The sequence below is a fragment of the Intrasporangium sp. genome, assembly GCF_032907665.1.
In the GTDB taxonomy this organism is placed as follows: domain Bacteria; phylum Actinomycetota; class Actinomycetes; order Actinomycetales; family Dermatophilaceae; genus Intrasporangium.
The window spans coordinates 1-20,842 of record NZ_JAJJPG010000064.1; the positions used below are offsets into that span (position 1 = coordinate 1).

Consider the following 20,842-nt stretch of genomic DNA (forward strand, 5'->3'; position numbering starts at 1 on the left):
TCCGTGCCCCCCGACGCGCGGGCTCTCCCATGACGCGCGGGCTGACCCCCGACGCCCGGGCTCTCCCATGACGCGCGCGATGCAGCCCGCGCGTCCGCGGCTATCGCGCGCGTCGACGACTACCCCGCGCCGGATCGACGGGCGCCTGGGCTGACCCGTGCGGCGGGGAGTCGGCGTGCTCAGGGTCGCGGGTCCAGGGCGTCGTAGTCCCGGAAGCTCGGCACACGCGCCACCGCGACGACGATGAGCGCGACGACGACGATCCCACCGAGGACCGGCGGGACCCAGGTCACCGTCAGGGTGGCGAGCGACCCTGCGAGCATCTGGCCGAGCCGCGGACCGCCGGTCACGACCACGGTGAAGATCCCCTGCATCCGGCCGCGGAGCCGATCGGGGACGGCTGCCTGCAGGATCGTCTGACGGAAGATCGCGCTGACGTTGTCGGCGCCGCCAGCCACCGCCAGGCACAGGACCGCGGCCGCCAGCGCCGGACGGTTGACGTCGCCGAAGTCGCGGCTGTCCACCGAGTACCCCCCGAGCATGACGGCCGCGAGGACGAGCCCGAAACCGAGGATGGCGATGCCGAAGACGATGATCGCGTTGCGGATCGCCCGGCCCTGCCAGCGGATGCCCGTGACGCGCCCCGAGCCGAGGCTCGAGAGGATCCCGCCGGCCGCGAAGGCCGCGAGCAGCAGGCCCGCCGTGACGGAGCCACCGCCGATGACGACGGCCCCGACGGCCGGGAAGAGGACCATGGGGTGGGCGAAGGTCATCGCGATGATGTCGACGACGAAGCTCATCCGCACGTTGGGCGCGCGGCGCAGATGGGCGAGGCCCTCCACGACCGAGCGGAGGCCGCGAGCCGGCGGGGCACCGTCGTCCCCGGTCTCGGGCCGGATCCGTGGCAGCGTCCACAGGCCGAGGAAGCCGGCGAGGAAGAGGACGACGTCGACGGTGTAGGTCCACGCATAGCCGACCCTGGCCACGAGGACGCCGGCCACTCCCGGCCCGACCGTGACCATGAGGCCCATCGAGATCCCCATGAGCGCGGCGGCCTTGGGCAGCAGGTGAAGGGGCAGCAGCCGCGGCGTGATCGCCTGCCGCGTGGCCGAGGCGACGGTGGCGGCGACGGCGTTGACAGTCGTGATGACGTAGAAGGCCCACACCGTCGAGACGCCGGCCCACGCGATGAGGGCGAGGCTGGCCGTGGAGGCCCAGGCGGCCACGGACGACAGGAGCGCGACGGTGCGCCGGTCGAACCGGTCCGCCACGGCTCCGCCGTAGAGCCCCGAGGCGATGACCGGCCCCAGGGCGAACCAGGCGACGAGGGAGACCATGAACGTCGAACCCGTCAGGTCGTAGATGTGCAGCGCCACGGCGACGGCCGTCACCTGCGCACCGATGCCCGCGAGGGTGTTGCCCGCCCAGAGCCGGGCGAACGCGGGGCTGTGCCGCAGAGGCGAGATGTCGACGAGGTGCGACCGCCGTGGGGCGCCCTGCCGCCCTACCCTGCCGTCGACCACACGAGGAACCTACGCCACGTCGGACAGCCCCGCCCCGAGCGCCGCCTCCACGTCACGGAGCATCGAGCCGTCACGGACCCAGGCCCAGCCGTCGTCGCCCCGCCACGCCACCAGGGTGCGGACCGCCCCGTCCACGCCGGTGAACGACACCATCGACAGGGGCCCGGTCTCGATGACCCGTGCCCGGGCGACCGCGGAGTCGACCATCGACTCGTCGACGCCCAGCGCAACGCCCGCAGCCAGGGCAGCGGCGTAGGCCAGCCGGATCGCGGGGAGGCCCGCTGCCTCGCGACCGCGGGGCAGGCTGACGACGGCGTCAGCGGCATACGACCCGGCGATCCCGGCCACGTCGCCGGCCGCCACTCCCGCAACGAAGGTGGCCAGCAGCTCTCGGGGGGACTTTGCACCACGGCTCGGCGTCATGGTCACACCGTCCCACCCACCTCCGACACTGTTCCGGCGTCGGGTGACACGGGGGACGGGCGGAGATCGTGATGCCGGGTGTTGAATGGGGCCATGCCGTTGTCGTCGCGCCCCCTCCACGTGACCTTTGTGTGCAGCGGCAACATCTGCAGGTCCCCCATGGGCGAGGTCATCCTCACCCGGCTCCTCGACGAGGCAGGGCTGTCGGATCGAGTCATCGTGTCGTCCAGCGGCGTCGGCGACTGGCACGTCGGTGAGCCGGCGGACCCGCGGACTGTCGACGTGCTCGCAGCGCACGGTTATGACGGTTCCACCCACCGCGCCAGCGAGTTCGACCCGGCACAGTTCGACGACATCGACCTCGTGCTCGCATCCGATGAGGGCCACGTGCAGCGCCTTCGCCGCCTCGCCCGCACGCGGGAGCACCAGGACAAGATCCGGCTCGTCAGGGAGTTCGACGCCGCCGCGGTGGCCGCGGGCACGCTCGAGACGAGCGACCCGTGGTATGGGGACGGCGAGCACTTCCGGCGATGCTTCACCGAGGTCGAGGCGGCCTGCCAGGGCATCCTCGAGCACGTCAGGGGAAGGCTGGAGATGGAGCGGCGCTGATCCCATGAGAGACCTGAACGTCACCGTCCCCCACTACCCCTATGGCGCCCCGTGCTGGGTCGACCTGCTCGTCAGCGACGTCGAGCGCGCGAAGACGTTCTACACCGCGCTGTTCGGCTGGCGGTGGCTGACCGGCGACGCCGCGAGCGGTGGCTACACCATGGCGCTGCTCGGCGACCACCCGGTCGCGGGCATCAGCCGCAAACCCGCCGGGGCCCCGATCCCCAGCCAGTGGACGACCTACCTCAGGGTCGGAGACATCGGTGTGGCCGCCCGGGCCATCGCGAACTACGGAGGTCGCCCCCTCGGGCGACCCGTGACCATCGGGGCACTCGCGCGGACCCTGGTGGCGGTGGACCCGGGTGGCGCGTACTTCGGGGTGTGGGAGCCCGGAGACCTGCCGGGCAGCGGCACGCTCGACCAGCCGGGCTCGCTGACGTGGAACGAGCTGCTCACTCGCAACTACGACGCCGTGCTCGACTTCTACGAGAACATCTTCGCCCACGGCTTCATCGACGAGACGGAGAACGGCGGCCCCCGGTGGTCGACCGCCCACACGGGCGACGGGAACCCCGCCTTCGGCCTCGCCGAGATCGAGGCCGACTGGCCTCCCGAGATCCCGTCCCACTGGGTCACCCACTTCGCGACCGACAACGTGGTCACCGTCGTCGCCCACGCCCTCGACCTCGGCGCCAAGCTCCTGCAGGGGCCGTTCGACGGCCCCTACGGTCTCGGCGCCGTGCTCAGTGGCGTCGAGGGGGAGGTCTTCTCGGTGCTCGTCCCCGACGAGGACTGAGCCGGCGGCACCCCCGCAAGCCCAGCGGCATACGGTCTCGTCCGGGGCTCCGCCGCGCTCTGGGAGGATGGGCGCATGGCCTCCCTCGCTGACGCTGAACCCCCCATCGCGCTCGGGGCGCTCGACGGGCGGTATCGCGCCGTCGTCGCACCGCTCGTCGACCACCTGTCGGAGGCTGCGCTCAACCGGGAGCGGGTCCGCGTCGAGGTCGAATGGCTCATTCACCAGACCCTCCACGGCGTCATCCCCGGTGTGCGGACCCTTCGCGACGAGGAGGTCGAGGCCCTGCGCGGGGTCGTCGACTCCTTCGGGCCCGACCAGGTGGCCGAGCTCGCCGAGATCGAGCGGGTCACGGTTCACGACGTCAAGGCGGTCGAGTACTTCCTCAAGCGGCGTCTCTCCGAGATCGCTCCGGCACCGGAGGACCGCGGCCTGGCCGAGCTGGTCCACTTCGGGTGCACGAGCGAGGACATCAACAACCTCTCCTACGCCCTCATGGTCAAGGGCGCGGTCGAGCAGGTCTGGCTGCCCCGGGCGACGGCAGTCGTCGAGCACGTCTCGGAGATGGCGCGAGAGCTGCGCGACGTGCCCCTGCTCGCCCACACCCATGGCCAGCCGGCGACGCCGACGACGATGGGCAAGGAGCTAGCCGTGCTCGCGTTCCGCTTGCGGCGCCAGCTGCGGCGGGTCGAGCGGCAGGAGTACCTCGGCAAGTTCAACGGAGCCACCGGGACGTTCGGCGCCCACGCGGTGGCACTCCCTGACGTCGACTGGCCGACAGTCTCCCGGGATTTCGTGGAGGGCCTGGGCCTGACGTGGAACCCGCTCACGACCCAGATCGAGAGCCACGACTGGCAGGCCGAGCTCTACGCCGACATCGCCCGGTTCAACCGGATCCTGCACAACCTCTGCACCGACGTGTGGACGTACATCTCGATGGGGTACTTCGCCCAGGTCCGCGGGCAGGGCACGGTCGGCTCGAGCACCATGCCGCACAAGGTCAACCCGATCCGGTTCGAGAACGCCGAGGCCAACCTCGAGGTGAGCAATGCCCTGCTGGACGTCCTCGGCTCGACGCTCGTCACGAGCCGCCTGCAGCGAGACCTCACCGACTCGAGCATGCAGCGCAACATCGGCACGGCGTTCGGCCACTCACTGCTCGCCCTCGACAACGTCTCGCGCGGGCTCGCCGGTCTCGACGCGGTCCCGGAGGCGATGGCCGCGGACCTCGAAGCGAACTGGGAGGTGCTCGGCGAGCCGATCCAGTCGGCGATGCGCGCTCTCGGGGCGCGCGGGGTGCCCGGGATGGAGGAGCCCTACGAGCGGCTCAAGGAGCTGACGCGCGGTCGGCGGGTCGGCGGGGACGAGGTGCGCGATTTCGTGCGCGGGCTCGGGTTGCCCGGTGAGGTCGAGGAGCGCCTTCTCGCGTTGACGCCGCAGACCTACACGGCCCTGGCGAGCCGGCTCGTCGACCACCTTCCGTGAGCCACCGGGCCTGAACGCGCGAGGACACCGGGTGCCCGGCGGCGCCCAGGTGAGACGCCCTGCTGAGACTCCCTGCGGAGACTCCCTGCAGAGACTCCCAGCTGGGACTCCCGGCTGGGACTCCCGGCTGAGCCCTGGGGCCCAGGCTCGCTGCGGCACTGCTCAGTCTCACTGAGCAGTGCCGCACGCCTGCCCCTCGCGGACCATCCCCAGCCCTGACGCACCCTCGAGCGCCCGGCCACCTCTCATGAAGCGGTCGGCCGGAACCCCCGCAACCGCAGGGAGTTCGACACGACGAAGACCGACGAGAAGGCCATCGCGGCACCGGCCAGCATCGGGTTGAGCAGGCCGGCGGCGGCCAGCGGAATCGCGGCCACGTTGTAGGCGAACGCCCAGAAGAGGTTTCCCTTGATCGTGCCGAGCGTGCGCCGGGAGAGCCGGATCGCATCGGCGGCCACGCGCAGGTCGCCGCGCACGAGCGTGAGGTCGCTGGCTTCGATGGCGACGTCAGTGCCGGTGCCCATGGCGAGGCCCAGGTCCGCCTGGGCCAGCGCCGCGGCGTCGTTGACCCCGTCGCCGACCATGGCGACGACCTTGCCGGACTCCTGGAGGCGCTTGACGACGTCGACCTTGTCTGCCGGCAGGACGTCGGCGATGACATCGGTCTCGGCGATCCCCACCTGGGACGCGACGGCGCGGGCGGCCCGCTCGTTGTCGCCGGTCAGCAGCACCGGAGTGAGGCCGAGCGCGCGGAGCTCGCTGATCGCCTGGGCCGAGGTCGGCTTGATCGTGTCGGCGACGACGAGGATGCCACGCGCGACGCCGTCGGAAGCAACTGCCACCGCTGTCGCGCCGGCACCCTGGGCGTCCGAGAGGGCGGCCTCCAGCTCGGCCGGCAGGTCGATCCCCGCATCCGCGAGGAAGCCGGGCCGGCCGACGAGCACGTCCGTGTCGTCCACGACTCCGCGGACCCCGAGGCCGTCGGTGCTCGCGAAGGCGGTCACGGACGGCAGGACGCCGAGCCTCTCCTCCGCACCGGCCGCGATGGCGCGCGCGATGGGGTGCTCGGAAGCGTGCTCGACGGCTCCTGCGAGGCGCAGCACCGCCGCCTCGTCCTCACCGTCGGCGACGGCGACCGACTGGAGGGACATCGCACCCGTCGTCACCGTGCCTGTCTTGTCGAGCACGACCGTGTCGACCTGCTTCGTCGACTCGAGCACCTCGGGACCCTTGATGAGGATGCCGAGCTGCGCGCCGCGTCCGGTGCCGACCATGAGGGCGGTCGGGGTGGCCAGGCCGAGTGCACAGGGGCAGGCGATGATGAGCACGGCGACCGCTGCGGTGAAGGCCGCCGTCGCGCCCGAGCCGGTGCCGAGCCAGAAGCCCAGCGTGCCGGCGGACAGGGCGATGACGATCGGGACGAAGAACCCGGAGATCCGGTCGGCGAGCCGCTGGACCTGGGCCTTGCCGTTCTGGGCGTCCTCGACGAGCCGCGCCATCTGGGCCAGCTGGGTGTCCGCTCCGACCCTGGTCGCGCGCACGACGATGCGCCCGCCCGCGTTGATCGTGGCCCCGGCGACCGTCGAGCCCGGTCCCACCTCGACCGGCACGGACTCACCCGTGAGCATCGAGGCGTCGACGGCCGAGGTGCCGTCCTCGACGATCCCATCGGTCGCGATCTTCTCGCCCGGTCGAACGACGAAGCGCATGCCGGCCTCGAGCCGCTCGATCGGGATCCGCTCCTCGACCGGGCCCTGGGTGCCCGAGGCGCCGTCGCGCAGGACCGCGACGTCCTTCGCACCCAGCTCGAGCAGCGCTCGCAGTGCCGCACCGGCCTGGCGCTTGGAGCGGGCCTCGAAGTACCGGCCGGCGAGCAGGAACGTCGTGACCCCGGCGGCCGCCTCGAGGTAGATGTTGCCGGCGCCGTCGGTCCGCGCGATGGTGAACTCGAACGGGTGAGTCATGCCGGGGGTACCGGCCGTGCCGAGGAAGAGGGCATACAACGACCAGCCGAAGGCCGCGAGCACGCCCATCGACACGAGCGTGTCCATCGTCGTCGTGCCGTGCCGCAGGTTCGTCCAGGCGGCCTTGTGGAACGGCCAGGCGCCCCAGACGACGACCGGCGCGGCAAGCGTCAGCGAGGCCCACTGCCAGTAGTCGAACTGGAGCGCCGGGATCATCGCCATCGCGATGATCGGCACAGAGAGCACCGCTGAGACGATGAGTCGGTCGCGCAACGACCGGACCCGGTCGTATGACGCTGAGCCGGCCCCCGCTCCGACCTGACCATCCGCCCCTCCCGCAGGCGCGGGCGGTGCGGGCACGGCAGCGCCGTAGCCCGCCGCCTCGACGGTCTTGACGAGCTCGTCGGCTGAGACGGTGCCCGGGAAGGTGACCTTCGCCTTCTCCGTCGCGTAGTTGACGGTTGCCGTGACGCCGTCCATCTTGTTGAGCTTGCGCTCGATCCGATTGGCGCACGAGGCACACGTCATCCCGGTGATCTCGAGCTCGATCGACCCGGTGGCCGAGGGCAGGTCGAGGGCGCCTCGACCGGGTGTCGTGGTCGGCGTCGTGGTCATCAGTGATCATCTCCGTGATCTGAGGTCGGGCTCGAGGAGCCCGGGGCGGTAGGCGTGGAGCCCGGGGCCGTGGCTGCCGGTGCGCTCGCACCGGCTGCGGCGGCAGTCACTGCGAGGGGGGCAGTGCGCACGACGCCCTCGTGCTGGAAGTCGAGGTAGAGCCGATAGGCGCCGGCGCTGGGGACCGATGCATAGAAGACGACGTCGGGGCCGGAGGGGGTGCGCCCGTCGCCTGGCTCGCCGTCCGGGTGGACGTGGAGGTAGGCAAGGTCACCCTCGCGCAGCGCGACGAGGTGCCCGTAGGCGCCGAGGTACGGCTCGAGGTCGGTCACCGGCTTGCCGTCCTTGCTCACCGACAGGGTGAGCTTGGCGTCCCGGCCTGCGACGAGGTCCCCGGTGACGCTGATCGTGTAGTCGTCGACGTGGACGGTCCGGGTCTCGCTCACCGGCTCGGCGAGAGCGGCGGTTCCGGGAACGCCCAGGTCGGCGCCCAGGGTGAGTGCCTCGGCGCCGGTCGCCTTGAAGTCGGCGAAGAGTCGCCACGTCCCGGGCTCGAGGTCGAGGGCGGTCGTCCACGTGCCGTCCGCCGCGAGGCTGGGGTGCACGTGCTGGAATCCGGTGAAGTCGCGTCGCACCGCAATGAGGTGCAGTCGCTTCTCGTGCTCGACGTCGAAGGCCGTCACCGGCGTGCCGTCCGGGCCGGTCACGGTGAAGGTCACGGGGACCGCCTGCCCAGCTCGCGCGGTCGGCGAGGTCAGGCGCAGGGTGTAGCCGTCCTGGCTGACCATGAGCCCGCCCGGGACGTCGGCGCCGGAGGCCGCACCGCCGTCCGTCTCGGCATGGCCGTCGTCCTCGTGGGCTCCGTCAGTGCCGTCAGTGCCGTCGTGCGCGTCCCCCGACTCGTCGTGGCCACCGCTCGTGTCTCCGCTCGTGCCTTCGTGGGCGGCGGCGGGCTCGCCCACCGGACCGACCACACGGCCGAGTCCGAGGGCGAGACCGAAGACGACGGCCAGTCCGACGACGAAGCCGACGAGCTTGGTGGCCGTGGTCATGCGGACGGTGCGAGCGCGTAGCCCGCTTCCTCGACCGCGGCCTTGATCTGCGCCTCGTCGAGGACGGAGTCGCTCGTCACGGTCACCCGGCCGCTGTCCAGGTCGACGTCGACATTCTCGACACCCGCGATGGCGCCGACTTCCTCCGAGACGGAGGCCACGCAGTGCCCGCAGGTCATGCCGACGACGGTGTAGGTGCTGGTCTGGCTCATGGTGGTGCCTTTCTCGTGGATGGTTCCTCGTCACCAACATACCCCAGTGGGGTATTAATTCCCACCCCGGGCCCCAGTTCGGCGAACTTTCACCGCGCAGGTGCCGGCATGTCTCATTAGCGTGAGTTGTGCCACATGCCCACTTCCGTGCGTTGATCACGCAGACCGACAGGAGCACCAGTGCGCACCTCCACCAAATCAGCCATCTCGGCGGCAGCAGCCACCCTGCTCGCCGCGGGACTGGCCGCCACCTCCATCTCGCCGGCAACGGCCCACCCGGATCACGACGGCTCGGGAAAGGAGGCCGGTTTCGACCTCGTCATCGAGGACGTGAGCCCCGGCGGAGTCCCCGCCGAGCGCATCACGGACGTCCGGTGCGAGGACGACCTGGCGGGGATCTTCCCCTGCCACAAGATCGACCTGATGACCTATGTCCCTCTCAAGGAGATCGGCTCCGTCTGGGCCAACGACGTCTGGGGGTGGACCGATCCCGAGACCGACCGTGAGTACACGCTCCTCGGCACGTTCGAAGGGACCGCGTTCTTCGACGTCACCGACGGTCACGACGTGCTCTACCTCGGCACGCTGCCCTCCCACACGATGGTGGGCAGCGGTGGTGTCTGGCGCGACATCAAGGTGGATGACAACCACGCCTACGTCGTCAGCGAGAACGCCGGGCACGGCATGCAGGTCTTCGACCTCACCCGGCTGCGCGGAGTCAGCGAGGAGCAGGTCTGGACCGAGGACGGATGGGTCGGCGGCTTCGGACACGCCCACAACCTCGCCATCAACGAGGACACCGACACGGCCTACGTCATCGGCGCGCGACGGGACGTCACTGCCTGCGGCCAAGCCGGCAACGGGGGCGGCGGCCCGATCATCCTCGACCTCTCCGACCACGCGAGCCCTGTCGTGGCGGGCTGCTACGCCGGGGACGGGTACACCCACGACATCCACTGCGTGACCTACCACGGCCCCGACGCCGAGCACGCCGGCCGCGAGATCTGCTCGGCCTCCAACGAGGACACCGTCACCGTGCTCGACGCGACCGATCCGGCCGACGTCCGCCAGCTCGCGCGGGTGCCCTACGACACGGCTGCCTACACGCATCAGGGCTGGTTCTCGGAGGACCACCGGTACTTCCTTCTCGGTGACGAGATCGATGAGCTCGCCGGCAATGTCGACCGGACGACGACCTACATCTTCGACATGTCCGATCTCGACAACCCGGTGCTCACCGGGACGGCGAGCTCCGGGCTGAACTCGATCGACCACAACATCTTCATCAAGGACGGCCTGGCCTACGAGTCGAATTACACGTCCGGACTGCGTGTCTTCGACGGCTGGCGGCTCGACCAGGGTCGGATGCGCGAGGTCGGCTACTTCGACGGCTACCCAGCCGACGATCGCGTCGGGTTCGCGGGCTCGTGGAGCAACTACCCGTGGTTCCGCGACGGCAAGGTCGTCTTCACCGGCACCGAGGAGGGGCTCTTCGTCGTCAAGACGCGCGTCAAGTCCTCAGCACCCGGGCGCTGACCCCACGCGGGGAGGGGGCCGTTGGCCCGCCGGCTTCGGCCGGCGGGCCAACGTGCGACTCGAGCCGCGTGGCTCGCGTGCGTCACCCACGCCGAAGAACGCGTTGCGCGAGGTCCTGCCCCGTCAGGACCGGACGAGTCGGGCGATGGCGTCGGACGCCTCCTTGAGCTTGAGCTCCGCCTCCGGGCCACCCTCGCGCACCGCGTCGACGACACAGTGGGCGATGTGCTCGTCCAGCAGTCCGAGGGCCACCGACTGGAGGGCCTTCGTCATGGCGGAGATCTGGGTGAGGATGTCGATGCAGTACTGCTCCTCGTCCACCATCCGCTGCAGGCCCCTCGCCTGACCCTCGATGCGACGCAGCCGCCGCAGGTAGTCGTCCTTCTGGTGGATGTAACCGTGCTGGTGCGGCACGGTCTCTGCGGCGTGTTCCATGGACCCTCCTTCGCCCGACCTGCCCTCCACGGTACCCCACATGGGTATGTATCCCGTCCTTCACGCCGGCGATCCGGTACGGTCCGCCTGACACGTCAACCTCGCTCGGTCCATCGACCGAGGACCATCCCACACGGAGGACACCACCCGCCATGCCCACGTCGTTGCTGGTCGCCGGGATCGTCAAGTCGGTGCTTCCGACGCTCGGCGGCTTCCGCGAGCACCGCAACGCCGGCGGTCACACGGCGTTCATCCTCGACGCGGCCAGGAGGCGTGGCCTGCGCACCGTCGACATCGGGATGGGCCACTACTTCTACCGGGGTGACGTCCTCGTCGGCGGCACGAGGCAGATGCTCACGAGCCTCGTCAGCAGCCTCGCCGTGTCGGCCTGCAACTCGAAGGCCGTGACCAAGGATCTGCTCCGGGCCTCCGGGGTGGCCACGCCGCGCAGTCGGACGTTCCAGGCATCGGCCCTCGACCTCGGCCTCGAGTACGTCGACTCCGTCGCCGTCCCTGTGGTGGTCAAACCCAGCCGCGGGGCCGGCGGCCAGGGCGTGACCTGCGGCGTGCAGACCGTCGAGGAGCTCCACGACGCCTGGGCCCGTGCTTCCGAGCACCTGCTCCCCAGCGCCTCGATCCTCGTCGAGGAGCATGTCGTGGGCATCGACGTGCGCGCCTACGTGGTCGCGGGGCGAGTCGTGGCAGCGGCCACTCGCCTTCCCGCGTACGTCGTGGGCGACGGCCGACGGAGTATCGCCGAGCTGGTGGAGGAGAAGTCCGCCCTCAGGGCGCGCAATGCCTATCTGCGGCGCATGGAGATCGTCGTGGACCAGGCCCGGCTCGGGCGTCTGGGGATGACGATGTCCTCGATCCCAGCCGCTGACAGCGTCACCGTCCTCAACGAGACGGCCAACCTGCACCAGGGCGGCGAGAACGTCGACGTGACGACCATCCTCAGCGAGGGGCTGAAGGACATCGCGGTCCGGGCGGCGGCGGCGATCCCCGGCCTCGCGGTGGCGGGAATCGACCTCCTCGTGCAGAGTCTGCACTCGGTCGAGGGAGCGGTGGTCCTGGAGGCGAACACCAAGGCCAACATCAGCGTGCATCACCTGCCCGCGCATGGTCAGCCGGTCGACGTCGGAGCGGCTCTCGTCGACGAGATGATCCGGACTGCCCCACCGGCAGTCGAGGACCCGACACCACCGACAGCGCGCGACTGAGCGCAGTGACGAAGAAGTTTCATCTTGTTCTGGGAATACCCTAGGGGGGTACGGTATTAATGGAGAGTCCGCCTGGCCGACCGGGCCGGGCACTCTCACCAGAAACGGAACACCGCCATGTCTGCAGCAACGCACGACGTCGCCGGTCGTCGATGGGCAGGGCTCGCGGTCATCGCCGCGGCCCAGTTCATGGTCATCATGGACACCTCGATCATCGGCGTCGCCCTCCCCCGGATGCAGTCGGACCTCGGCTTCGACCAGGGCAACCTCAGCTGGGTCTTCAACGCCTACGTCATCGCCCTGGGTGGGCTGCTCCTCCTCGGCGGCCGACTCTCGGACCTCTTCGGCGCCCGCCGCATCTTCAGCGCCGGATGGGTCGTCCTCATCATCGGCTCTGTTCTCGCCGGGGCGGCGAGCTCCGTCCCCGTGGAGCTCCTCGGACGCGCCGTGCAGGGTGCCGGCTCGGCGCTCATCGCGCCCTCCGCCCTCACGCTGCTGATGACCCTCTTCGGCTCGCGCCCCTCCGAGCTGCCCAAGGCCTTCGCACTCTACGGCGCCGCGGCCCCGGCGGGCGGCACCGCAGGCGTCTTCCTCGGCGGGGTCATCACCGAGTACGCGAGCTGGCCGTGGGTCTTCTACGTCAACATCCCGGTGGCCCTCGTCATCCTCGGTCTCACCCCGCGGCTCATGCCGGCCGGTGCGCTCGCGAACGGCTCGCGTCGGGTCGACGTGCTCGGCGCGGGGCTTGCAACCGCTGGGCTCGCCACCGCGGTCTTCGCGATCGTCGAGGCCCCCGAGGTGGGCTGGGGAGCAGCCCGCACCTGGGCCCTGCTCGTCGTCGCGGCCGCCCTCCTCTCCGGGTTCGTCGCGGTCCAACGTCGCCGGCGCGAGCCGCTCGTCCGTCTCGAGATCCTGCGCACGCCGAACCTCGCCGGGGCCAACATCGCCCAGTTCCTGCTCGGGGGCGCCTGGATCCCCATGTGGTTCTTCCTCAACCTCTACCTGCAGCAGGTGCTCGGCTTCTCCGCCTTCCCGAGCGGGTCCGCGCTGTTGCCGATGACGGCACTGATCATGATCGGCATGGTCGTCCTCGCTCCCCGGCTCATGGGCAGGCTGGGCCCCAAGCGGACCGCCGTGACCGGACTGCTCCTGCTCGCCGCGGGAATGGCGTGGCTCGCGGCCGTCCGGCCCGACGGGTCCTACGCGGTCGACGTGCTGCCTGCCTCGCTGGTGGCCGCGCTCGGAATGTCACTCGCCTTCATCCCCACGCTCGGCCTGGCCATCTCGTCCGCACGGCCTGAAGAGGGCGGACTCGCCTCCGGCCTCGTCAACACGAGCTACCAGCTCGGTTCGGCGCTGGGGCTGGCCGTCATGACCGCGATCGCGGCAGCCGCGACGGCGGGCGCCACGCCAGGGGCCGACGGCGTGCCTGCGCCGGAGGCGCTCACCGACGGGTTCTCCGCCGCCTTCGTCGGTGCCGCCGTCGTGGCCGTGCTCGGTGGCCTCGCTGTCGCACGACTCATCCGCACTGCACCCATCGGCGGCGCAGCCGCTGAGTCCCAAGCGGCCGAAGCGGCATCCAGCCACTGACTGCATGCCTGACGGACTGCATGCCTGACCGACTGCGTGCGCGTGGGCCCGCCGCTCGTCGGCGGGCCCACCACATCCGCCGTATGCCGCTCGGCCCCGTCGCCACGCCGGCGGGCGCCGCGCGGGGTGGGGTCATGGCGGAGGGCCCCCGATCGGGCTACCGTCGGAAGGCATGGCGCGCGCACGAAGGGCAAGGGTTCACGACGTCCACGCCATTGCTGCATCCCTCCCCGACGTGCAGCGGGACCCGGCGGACCCGACCTCACCCAGCCGAGCGGCATACCAGGTCGGTGGCAAGACGTTCGTCTTCTTCCGCGGCCCCCGCAAGGACGCCCACGACCCGGTCACGGGCGAGCTCTACGACGACGTCATCGCGTTTCACTGCACAGCCGAGGACAAGGAGTCCCTGGTCGGCGACCCCAGCTCGCCGTGGTTCACCACCCCTCACTGGAACGGCTACAACGCCGTCCTCCTGCTCGAGCGTGACCTCCCGCGCATCACGGTCGACGAGCTGCGCGAAGTCATCACCGACGCATGGCTGGTCCGAGCGCCCACGCGCCTCGCCCGATCGTTCCTCGAAGCGACGGACGACGCGGGGCCCCCGGGAGCGAGCGGATGAGTCCGCACCGCGAGGGCGACCTCGGCCGACCGGGCGCAGGTGACCTCCTCAGCAAGCTCCGCGACCGGGCCGGCGACGGCTCGAGGAGTCGCACGTCCCCGCGCTCTTCGCGAACCCGCCCATCGCGCGACCAACCCGGCCCGGACCCGTCAGCCTGGCCGAGCCCAGGCGAGCCCGGGTCACCTGAGGCCGACCAGAGACTCCTGCCGGACTCGACGCCGCCGCGGGCACTCCGGACCCGGCTCCTCGTTGCCGCTGCCCTGACGGTCGCCGTGGTCGTCCTCGCCATCGCCTCTCCCGACTCGGCCGTCGGACGGTGGGGCCAGCTGGTCCTCGCCATCCCCGTCGTGACCTGGTGCGCCTGGCCGTTCCACCGGTCTGCCGCCCGCGCGGCGAGACGGCTGTCGGCGACCACGGAGTCGCTCGTCCTCCTCGGCGTTGTCGTCGCCTCCCTCCACTCGCTCCTCAACCTGGTCACCGGGGCGGCGCCCCTGCGCTTCGCCGCCGCAGCTGCCGTGACGATGTCTCTTCTCACCGTCAGGTTCGTCGAAGGCGTCGCGCGGGACCGCCTGCGGCAGGACGAGACGCGCCTCGCCACGCTGGGGACCGACGACGTCTCGCTCCTGCGCATCGACCCTCGGACGCGAACGACGAGCGAGGTCCGCGCACCCGTCCAGGATCTTGTCGTCGGCGACCAGTTCATCGTTCGGCCCGGCGAGACCGTCGCTGCCGACGGTGTGGTCCTCGACGGCTCGAGCACCGTCGACCCTGGCCATGTGACCGGCTCCGGGACCGAGGAGGTCACGGTCGGTGACCGCGTCCTCAGCGGTTCGACGAATCGGACCGGTCGCCTCGTCGTCGAGGCCCACCACGTCGGCTCGCAGACTCTGCTCGCCCACGCCCGGGCCCTGCTCGCGTCGACAGGTTCCGGGCGAGCACCGTTCCAGCGCCTGGCCGAGCGCATCGCGACCTGGCTGATCCCCGGGGTCCTCGCCGTCGCGGGAGCAGCCGCCGCCATGCGCCTCTGGTCGGGCCACTCCGGCGCAGAGGTGGTGGACGCAGCGGTCGCAGTGCTCGTCGCTGCGAGCCCCACCGCCCTGTTGCTCGCGGCTCCCACCGCGGTGCTCGCAGGTGCCGGGCGCGCGGCGAGGCTCGGCATCCTCGTTCGCGGGCCGGAAGTGCTCGACACCGCCCGACGCGTCGAGACGATCCTGCTCGACAAGAGCGGGACGGTCACGACTGGCGAGCTCGAGCTCGAGAGCATCGCCGTGGTCGGCCGGCTCTCGAAGAAGGCCGCCCTCACTGCCGCCGCGGCTGTCGAGCAGGGCAGCGACCACCCGATCGCCCAAGCCATCGTCGCGGGCGCGCAGCTCGCACGGATCGAGCTGCCACGCATTCGTGACTTCGAGGCCAACCCGGGCGAGGGCGCCGCGGCACGGATCAAGGACACCGAGGTCACCGTCGGCAAGGCGGCCCTCTTCGAGCAGGTCGACGACGTCCTGCTCGAGCATGCCCGCACGCACTCGGGGACGACGGTCTATGTCGGATGGGAGGGGCGAGCTCGCGCGGCCCTCACGGTGCAGGACCCGGTGCGCGGCTCGTCGAAGGGAGCGATCGCGCGCCTGGCGCGGGTCGGCGTCACGCCCTACCTGTTGACTGGCGATGCGGAGGCGTCCGCCCACGACGTCGCCGAGGAGGTCGGCATCGACCCCGGCAAGGTGCGCCCGGAGGTGCGCGCCTCGGACCGAGTGGCCGTGGTGACCGCCCTGCAACGACAGGGTCGCGTCGTGGCACGGCTCGGGGAGGACGGCGAGGACGAGCCCGCGCTCCACCAGGCAGACCTCGCCCTGGTCCGGGCGCGGAGCGCCGCCGCACCCCTGCACTCGGCCGACGTCGTCCTGCTGCGGACCGAGCTCGATGCCGCAGCGGACGCGATCGAGCTGACGAGACGGGTCGGGACCGTCCTGAGGCAGAACTTCTGGTGGGCCACGGGCTACCACGTCGTGGCGATCCCCCTCGCGGCGCTCGGGCTGCTGCCCCCGGCGGCCGCAGGTGCCGCGATGGCCGTCGCCTCGCTGGCCGTCGTCGCGAACTCGGTGCACCTCTCGCGGTCCCCGGCCCCATCACGGCACAGCACGACACCAGCGGCGGGGCCGTGATGACCCGGCCCTCGCCGGCAGCCGGCGCAGTGATGCCCGGGGCAGCGGCCGTGGCCTCGGCCTCGGGCGCTTCCACATCAGCCCCCGCGCGGAGCCGGGCGGTCCGCAACGGCCGAGCCCGGCACCTCACGATCCTCGAGACCGCAGACATCCACGGCCAGCTCGACACCCACGACGAGTTCTTCTGGGAGGACGGCGGGCCGACGTTCCGTCGCACCGGAGGGCTGGCCCGCATCCAGACGCTCGTCGACCAGGTGCGCCGGGAGAACCCGGCAGGCACGATCCTCGTCGACGGAGGTGACTGCTTCCAGGGGAGCGGCTGGGTCGCCCTCAGCAAGGGCAAGGCGATGGGCCCGGTGATGCGCCACCTGAGGTACGACGCGATCCTTCCTGGCAACTGGGAGGTCGTCTACGGCAAGCAGCAGCTGCTGGAGGTGATGAGCGACTACGACGCCCCGATCGTCTGCTCGAACATGCACCACGACCGCGGGGACGCCCCCGGCGACCACCTCTTCGAACCCGTCCACGTCCAGGACGTCAACGGCATCCGCGTCGGTTTCCTCGGCTACAACGACCCGATGGTCCCGATCCGACAGGATCCGACCTACAGCGAGGGCATCACGTTCACCCGTCCGGAGGAGAGCGCCGCCCGGTGGGTCCGGCACCTCCGCGAGGACCGCGCGTGCGACGTCGTCCTCGCGATCACCCACCTGGGCCTCGCCCGACAGGTCGACCTGGCCGGCCGCGACTTCATGCAGGGCGTCGACTACATCCTCGGCGCCGACACGCACGAGCGGATCCGCACGCCCATCGAGGGGACATATGCCGCCGTGACCGAGCCCGGCGCCTTCGGGTCGTTCGTGGGCCGGCTCGACCTCGTCATCGAGAAGGGGCGGATCAGGGAGGCGACCTACGACCTGATGGAGGTCGCGGAGGCCGAGTACGACGAGGATCGCTCGATGCGGGCGGTCGTCGACGAGGTGCAGGCGCCCTACCGGACGGAACTCTCCCAGGTCCTCGGGACGACGGCAACGCCGCTCCTGCGGTACTACGTCCTGGAGACACCGATGGACAACCTGGTCACCGACGCGCTCTTCGAAGCGACCGCCGAGGAGCTGGGCCGGACCGGTCGGACCCTCGACGTGGCGCTGTCGAATGGCTTCCGCTTCTGCCCGCCCCTGCTGCCCGGTCCGGGCGGTACGGCCGATGTCACGCGTGAGTACCTCTGGAGCATGCTGCCGGTCAACGCCGGCGCCCGCGTTGCGACCGTCCCCGGAGCGCTGGTGCGGGAGTGGATGGAGAAGGAGCTCGACAACGTGTTCGCCGACGACCCGCTGCAGCGCTTCGGCGGGTGGCTGGTCCGGATGAAGGGGATGGAGGTCGACGTCACCGCTGGCGCCCCGATGGGCCGGCGCGTCAACAGCCTCACGATCGGCGGGGACGAGGTTGACCCCGACCGGGACTACACGTTCGTGGCCTGCGAGCGGACCGGTGACCCGCCGGACGTGCTGTGCCGGATCAAGGGAGTTCGCGACCGCGAGGACCTGTCGTTCACGCTGCACGACGCGGTGGAGCGCTACCTCGGTGTGCACTCTCCAGTGCGGCCGCAGCAGGAGGGCCGGGTCACGGCTACCGACCTGCCGGCGACCGCCCTCGGCCGGCTACCGGGCACGGACTACGAGTTCCGCTGACCCATCACTCGACGGGCGCCGCGCGATCGCGCGCACTCGATCGGGAACGGTGGGGCCGTCAGATCGTGACGGGGCCATCCGGCGTCCGGAAGGTCACCGAGAGCAGTCCGGGCGTGCCGTGCGGTGCGACGAAGGTGAAGTGGATCTCGCCCTTGTTGAAGGTCTGGTCCGGGCCGAGCCACTCGCGGACTCGGGCCGGGTCGCCGGCGATCTGCAGCTCACCGATGTGCACCTGCGCGGTCGCTCCGTTGGCCGGGTGGACCGAGGGGTCCTCCCATTGGATGAAGTACGGAACCTGCGGGTCGGCGATGAGTCCCTTGATGCCGATCTGCTTCCAGCGCAGCTCCGTGCCGTCGGGCCGGTGCCGGTTTCCGTCGACCGCCTCGCGCCCGAGGCGCTTCTCGGCGGCGCTCAGGTCGTCCACGGCGACGACCCAGCCGAGCCACCCGCCGCCGGCCTCCGAGCGGGCGCGGACCGCCTGGCCGAACGGTGCCTTGTCGGACGCCGGGTGGTCCAGCACCTCGACGACCTCGACGTAGTTGCGGTCTGCGAGCGGAAGGATGACGTTGCGCGTCCCGAAACGTGGGTGCACCCCGCCGTCGACGGGCTCCACACCGATGAGCTTCGAGAGCCTCTCAGCCGTTGCCTGGAGGCCGTCGTGCTCTGCCGCATAGGAGACGTGGTCAACTCGCATACCGTCAATCGTGACACACCCGGAAGGGTGCTCTTGACCACCCCCCGATCGCATGCGCCCGCCGGTGCGGGCGCGTCAGCTCCGCTGTCGCACTGCCTCGTAGAGGACGACGGCAGCTGCGACCGAGACGTTGAGGCTGTTCGCCCGCCCCTTCATCGGGATGCGCACGCGGTGGTCTGCGGCTGCGAGAAGGGCGCCGTCGGCGCCGTGCTTCTCCGAGCCGACGGCGATCGCGACGCGACCGGTGTAGTCGACGTCGGTGTGCAGCACATCGGTCTCCGGCGTCGTCACGACGAGGGTGACCTCGTTGGCGCGCAGCCAGTCCACGGCCGCTGCCGTCGTCGCGCCGGCCACCGGCAGGGCGAAGACCGTGCCCTTGCTCGCGCGCACCACGTTGGGGTTGCCCCAGTCGGTCACCGGGTCGGCGGCGACGACCGCGTCGACGCCGGCGGCGTCGGCCGTGCGCAGCATCGCGCCGAGGTTGCCCGGCTTCTCGACCCCTTGGGCAACGAGCCCGAGCCATCGGGCACGGTCGACGCGGAGCGAGCTCAGCGGCATACCGACGCTCTCGACGACGGCGAGGAGGCCGTCGGGTCCCTCGCGGTAGGAGGCCTTCCCGTATGCCGCTGGGCTGAGTCGGACGACCTCCACCCCCGCCGCTCGGAGTCGTTCCACGAGCTCGGGCTGGGTGCCGATGTCCTGGGACCCCGCGCGCCCCGACGGGCTGAAGAGCTCCTCGGACACGAAGAGGGTCCGGGGCGTGACCCCGGCCTCGAGAGCGAGCCGGATCTCCTCGTGGCCCTCGACGAGCGTCTGCCCGGTCTCCTCCCTGGTGCGGCGTCGCCGCAGGGCCACCAGCGCCTTGAGCCGGGGGTTCGAGGTCGAGGTGATGGCGCGGTCACGAGAGTCATTCATGGCAGGGCCAGCATCCCACTCCGTGTCGGACTGCCGTTGCCTCTGGCGGGCTGTCGGTGGTCGGGCATACCGTCGGTAGGGCCCCGAAACGAGATGGGAGACCCTCCATGACGAGTCTGGACAATCGACCCCACAGCGCGTTGCTCGTCATCGACGTGCAGCAGGGCAACACCGCGGAGGCCTACAACCGCGACGGCGTCATCGCCAACATCAACACCTTGATCGAGAGGGCCCGCAGCGAGGGAGTTCCCGTGGTGTGGGTGCAGCACTCCGACGAGGGCATGCCCGAGGGCAGCGAGGCCTGGCAGTACGTCCCTGAGCTCCGGCGCAACGACGACGAGCCGCTGGTCCCGAAGCACTACGGCGACTCGTTCGAGGGCACCGAGCTCGAGTCGGTGCTGTCGGCGCGAGGGGTCGGGCGGGTCGTCGTCACCGGGGCCCAGACGGATGCGTGCGTGCGGGCGACGTTGCACGGAGCGCTCGTCCGCGGCTACGACGCGACGCTGGTCGCGGACGCCCACACCACCGAGGACCTCCGCCAGTGGGGCATTCCGGTCGGTCCGGAGCAGGTCATCGCCCACACGAACTGGTACTGGACGGAGGCCGCGGCCCCCGGGCGGAAGGGCGACACCGTCCCCACTGCGGAGGTGACCTTCGGCGCGACCTGATCGGGGCCTCTCCCGCGCCGCCTAGGGTGAGAGCATGCTCGACACGCTGGCGACGCTGCCCTTCTGGCAGGCGTTCGTCGCGCTGTGGGTCATCGTCATGGCCCGCTCCAACGCGACCTACTGGCTCGGCCGCGGAGCGATGGCCGGCTGGCGCCGGCATCGGCCACGGCCCGAGCCCGAGAGCCGAGCGCGCGCCGAGGCCCTGATCCGGCGCCTCGGCCCCGTCGCGGTCACGCTGTCGTACCTCACGATCGGGATCCAGACGACGATCCACCTCACGGCGGGGGCGCTCCGGATGCCGATGCGCTACTACCTGCCTGCGGCCGTGGTCGGGTCGATGGCCTGGGCTGTCATCTACGCGACCGTCGGCCTGGCGGTCGTCGAGGCCTGGATCGCAGCGACGGCCGGCTCCTGGTACGGCATTGCGGCCATCGTCGGCCTCATCCTCGTGGGCACGGCCACCTGGCTGCTCGGGCGACGACGTGCCCGACGCGGTACCGGAGTCGGGCGCGTCTGAGCCCTCAAGCGCTCGGCCCGCCAAGGTCGAGTGGCCCCAAACGCTCGGCCCGCCAAGGTCGAGTGGCCCCAAACGCCGCAGCCGGGTCTGCGTTTGGGGCCACTCGACGGAAGGGGGCC

The 20,842-nt window shown here is 71.1% G+C and carries 19 protein-coding genes; 11 read left to right on the forward strand and 8 right to left on the reverse strand.

What is annotated here, in order from left to right; translation table 11 throughout:
• Positions 1-179 precede the first annotated feature (179 nt).
• On the reverse strand, positions 180-1,523 hold the full coding sequence (locus tag LOY02_RS10905) for an MFS transporter (protein ID WP_317182384.1): 1,344 nt from the start codon (positions 1,521-1,523) through the stop codon (positions 180-182).
• 9 nt (positions 1,524-1,532) lie between these two features.
• Positions 1,533-1,946, reverse strand: coding sequence for a hypothetical protein (locus LOY02_RS10910; RefSeq protein ID WP_317182385.1), 414 nt, complete (start codon positions 1,944-1,946; stop codon positions 1,533-1,535).
• Between the two features lie 93 nt (positions 1,947-2,039).
• Here LOY02_RS10910 and LOY02_RS10915 point away from each other — a divergent pair, with 93 nt between their 5' ends.
• The 3 genes from LOY02_RS10915 to purB all read left to right on the forward strand — a co-directional run bounded on the left by LOY02_RS10915 (position 2,040) and on the right by purB (position 4,836).
• On the forward strand, positions 2,040-2,555 hold the full coding sequence (locus LOY02_RS10915; protein WP_317182386.1) for a low molecular weight protein-tyrosine-phosphatase: 516 nt from the start codon (positions 2,040-2,042) through the stop codon (positions 2,553-2,555).
• A gap of 4 nt (positions 2,556-2,559) precedes the next feature.
• The gene (locus LOY02_RS10920) at positions 2,560-3,351 is read left to right on the forward strand and encodes a VOC family protein (protein WP_317182387.1); all 792 of its coding nucleotides are present in this window, start codon (positions 2,560-2,562) and stop codon (positions 3,349-3,351) included.
• A gap of 75 nt (positions 3,352-3,426) precedes the next feature.
• Positions 3,427-4,836, forward strand: a complete 1,410-nt coding sequence (purB, locus tag LOY02_RS10925; protein ID WP_317182388.1) for an adenylosuccinate lyase — start codon at positions 3,427-3,429, stop codon at positions 4,834-4,836.
• Positions 4,837-5,081: 245 nt separating this feature from the next.
• Here purB and LOY02_RS10930 read toward each other — a convergent pair whose 3' ends face one another.
• The 3 genes from LOY02_RS10930 to LOY02_RS10940 are packed head-to-tail and all read right to left on the reverse strand — an operon-like array spanning position 5,082 to position 8,679.
• Positions 5,082-7,415: a heavy metal translocating P-type ATPase gene (locus LOY02_RS10930; RefSeq protein WP_317182389.1), complete on the reverse strand. Its 2,334-nt coding sequence runs from the start codon at positions 7,413-7,415 to the stop codon at positions 5,082-5,084.
• Positions 7,415-8,467, reverse strand: a complete 1,053-nt coding sequence (locus LOY02_RS10935; protein ID WP_317182390.1) for a hypothetical protein — start codon at positions 8,465-8,467, stop codon at positions 7,415-7,417. The genes LOY02_RS10930 and LOY02_RS10935 overlap by 1 nt, the downstream gene beginning before the upstream one ends.
• Positions 8,464-8,679 (reverse strand): heavy-metal-associated domain-containing protein, encoded by a 216-nt coding sequence (locus LOY02_RS10940; RefSeq protein ID WP_317182391.1) that lies wholly within the window; start codon positions 8,677-8,679, stop codon positions 8,464-8,466. Before LOY02_RS10940 ends, LOY02_RS10935 begins: the two co-directional genes overlap by 4 nt.
• A gap of 180 nt (positions 8,680-8,859) precedes the next feature.
• Here LOY02_RS10940 and LOY02_RS10945 point away from each other — a divergent pair, with 180 nt between their 5' ends.
• Positions 8,860-10,215, forward strand: coding sequence for a choice-of-anchor B family protein (locus LOY02_RS10945; RefSeq protein WP_317182392.1), 1,356 nt, complete (start codon positions 8,860-8,862; stop codon positions 10,213-10,215).
• Between the two features lie 123 nt (positions 10,216-10,338).
• Here LOY02_RS10945 and LOY02_RS10950 read toward each other — a convergent pair whose 3' ends face one another.
• Positions 10,339-10,650, reverse strand: a complete 312-nt coding sequence (locus LOY02_RS10950) for a metal-sensitive transcriptional regulator (RefSeq protein ID WP_317182393.1) — start codon at positions 10,648-10,650, stop codon at positions 10,339-10,341.
• Positions 10,651-10,802: 152 nt separating this feature from the next.
• On the opposite strand from LOY02_RS10950, the gene LOY02_RS10955 reads away from it, so the two are divergent.
• The 5 genes from LOY02_RS10955 to LOY02_RS10975 all read left to right on the forward strand — a co-directional run bounded on the left by LOY02_RS10955 (position 10,803) and on the right by LOY02_RS10975 (position 17,929).
• Positions 10,803-11,870 carry a hypothetical protein gene (locus LOY02_RS10955; RefSeq protein WP_317182394.1) on the forward strand — a complete coding sequence of 356 codons (1,068 nt, stop codon included), beginning with the start codon at positions 10,803-10,805 and terminating at the stop codon, positions 11,868-11,870.
• Positions 11,871-11,987: 117 nt separating this feature from the next.
• Positions 11,988-13,460 (forward strand): MFS transporter, encoded by a 1,473-nt coding sequence (locus LOY02_RS10960; RefSeq protein ID WP_317182395.1) that lies wholly within the window; start codon positions 11,988-11,990, stop codon positions 13,458-13,460.
• Positions 13,461-13,632: 172 nt separating this feature from the next.
• The gene (locus LOY02_RS10965) at positions 13,633-14,079 is read left to right on the forward strand and encodes an MmcQ/YjbR family DNA-binding protein (protein ID WP_317182396.1); all 447 of its coding nucleotides are present in this window, start codon (positions 13,633-13,635) and stop codon (positions 14,077-14,079) included.
• A complete protein-coding gene (locus tag LOY02_RS10970) occupies positions 14,076-16,238 on the forward strand; it encodes a heavy metal translocating P-type ATPase (RefSeq protein WP_317182397.1) in 2,163 nt (720 codons plus the stop codon). Before LOY02_RS10965 ends, LOY02_RS10970 begins: the two co-directional genes overlap by 4 nt.
• Positions 16,238-17,929 (forward strand): bifunctional metallophosphatase/5'-nucleotidase, encoded by a 1,692-nt coding sequence (locus tag LOY02_RS10975; protein WP_317182398.1) that lies wholly within the window; start codon positions 16,238-16,240, stop codon positions 17,927-17,929. Before LOY02_RS10970 ends, LOY02_RS10975 begins: the two co-directional genes overlap by 1 nt.
• A gap of 58 nt (positions 17,930-17,987) precedes the next feature.
• Here the strand turns inward: LOY02_RS10975 and LOY02_RS10980 are convergent, their stop codons facing one another.
• Both LOY02_RS10980 and LOY02_RS10985 read right to left on the reverse strand, forming a co-directional pair.
• Positions 17,988-18,623: a VOC family protein gene (locus LOY02_RS10980; RefSeq protein WP_317182399.1), complete on the reverse strand. Its 636-nt coding sequence runs from the start codon at positions 18,621-18,623 to the stop codon at positions 17,988-17,990.
• A 75-nt stretch (positions 18,624-18,698) separates the two neighbouring features.
• On the reverse strand, positions 18,699-19,538 hold the full coding sequence (locus LOY02_RS10985; protein ID WP_317182400.1) for an RNA methyltransferase: 840 nt from the start codon (positions 19,536-19,538) through the stop codon (positions 18,699-18,701).
• 107 nt (positions 19,539-19,645) lie between these two features.
• Between LOY02_RS10985 and LOY02_RS10990 the strand changes: the two genes are divergently transcribed.
• Both LOY02_RS10990 and LOY02_RS10995 read left to right on the forward strand, forming a co-directional pair.
• Positions 19,646-20,206 carry a cysteine hydrolase family protein gene (locus tag LOY02_RS10990; RefSeq protein ID WP_317182401.1) on the forward strand — a complete coding sequence of 187 codons (561 nt, stop codon included), beginning with the start codon at positions 19,646-19,648 and terminating at the stop codon, positions 20,204-20,206.
• Between the two features lie 34 nt (positions 20,207-20,240).
• The gene (locus LOY02_RS10995; protein ID WP_317182402.1) at positions 20,241-20,723 is read left to right on the forward strand and encodes a DedA family protein; all 483 of its coding nucleotides are present in this window, start codon (positions 20,241-20,243) and stop codon (positions 20,721-20,723) included.
• Positions 20,724-20,842 lie beyond the last annotated feature (119 nt).

What these genes read in the sequence shown, in the direction of transcription:
- LOY02_RS10965 (WP_317182396.1), top strand. Translation starts at nt 13,633, where the DNA reads ATGGCGCGCGCACGAAGGGCAAGGGTTCACGACGTCCACGCCATTGCT.
- LOY02_RS10910 (WP_317182385.1), bottom strand. Translation starts at nt 1,946, where the DNA reads ATGACGCCGAGCCGTGGTGCAAAGTCCCCCCGAGAGCTGCTGGCCACC.
- LOY02_RS10955 (WP_317182394.1), top strand. Translation starts at nt 10,803, where the DNA reads ATGCCCACGTCGTTGCTGGTCGCCGGGATCGTCAAGTCGGTGCTTCCG.
- LOY02_RS10935 (WP_317182390.1), bottom strand. Translation starts at nt 8,467, where the DNA reads ATGACCACGGCCACCAAGCTCGTCGGCTTCGTCGTCGGACTGGCCGTC.
- purB (WP_317182388.1), top strand. Translation starts at nt 3,427, where the DNA reads ATGGCCTCCCTCGCTGACGCTGAACCCCCCATCGCGCTCGGGGCGCTC.
- LOY02_RS10985 (WP_317182400.1), bottom strand. Translation starts at nt 19,538, where the DNA reads ATGAATGACTCTCGTGACCGCGCCATCACCTCGACCTCGAACCCCCGG.
- LOY02_RS10940 (WP_317182391.1), bottom strand. Translation starts at nt 8,679, where the DNA reads ATGAGCCAGACCAGCACCTACACCGTCGTCGGCATGACCTGCGGGCAC.
- LOY02_RS10995 (WP_317182402.1), top strand. Translation starts at nt 20,241, where the DNA reads ATGCTCGACACGCTGGCGACGCTGCCCTTCTGGCAGGCGTTCGTCGCG.
- LOY02_RS10930 (WP_317182389.1), bottom strand. Translation starts at nt 7,415, where the DNA reads ATGACCACGACGCCGACCACGACACCCGGTCGAGGCGCCCTCGACCTG.
- LOY02_RS10975 (WP_317182398.1), top strand. Translation starts at nt 16,238, where the DNA reads ATGACCCGGCCCTCGCCGGCAGCCGGCGCAGTGATGCCCGGGGCAGCG.
- LOY02_RS10970 (WP_317182397.1), top strand. Translation starts at nt 14,076, where the DNA reads ATGAGTCCGCACCGCGAGGGCGACCTCGGCCGACCGGGCGCAGGTGAC.
- LOY02_RS10920 (WP_317182387.1), top strand. Translation starts at nt 2,560, where the DNA reads ATGAGAGACCTGAACGTCACCGTCCCCCACTACCCCTATGGCGCCCCG.
- LOY02_RS10915 (WP_317182386.1), top strand. Translation starts at nt 2,040, where the DNA reads ATGCCGTTGTCGTCGCGCCCCCTCCACGTGACCTTTGTGTGCAGCGGC.
- LOY02_RS10990 (WP_317182401.1), top strand. Translation starts at nt 19,646, where the DNA reads ATGACGAGTCTGGACAATCGACCCCACAGCGCGTTGCTCGTCATCGAC.
- LOY02_RS10980 (WP_317182399.1), bottom strand. Translation starts at nt 18,623, where the DNA reads ATGCGAGTTGACCACGTCTCCTATGCGGCAGAGCACGACGGCCTCCAG.
- LOY02_RS10960 (WP_317182395.1), top strand. Translation starts at nt 11,988, where the DNA reads ATGTCTGCAGCAACGCACGACGTCGCCGGTCGTCGATGGGCAGGGCTC.
- LOY02_RS10950 (WP_317182393.1), bottom strand. Translation starts at nt 10,650, where the DNA reads ATGGAACACGCCGCAGAGACCGTGCCGCACCAGCACGGTTACATCCAC.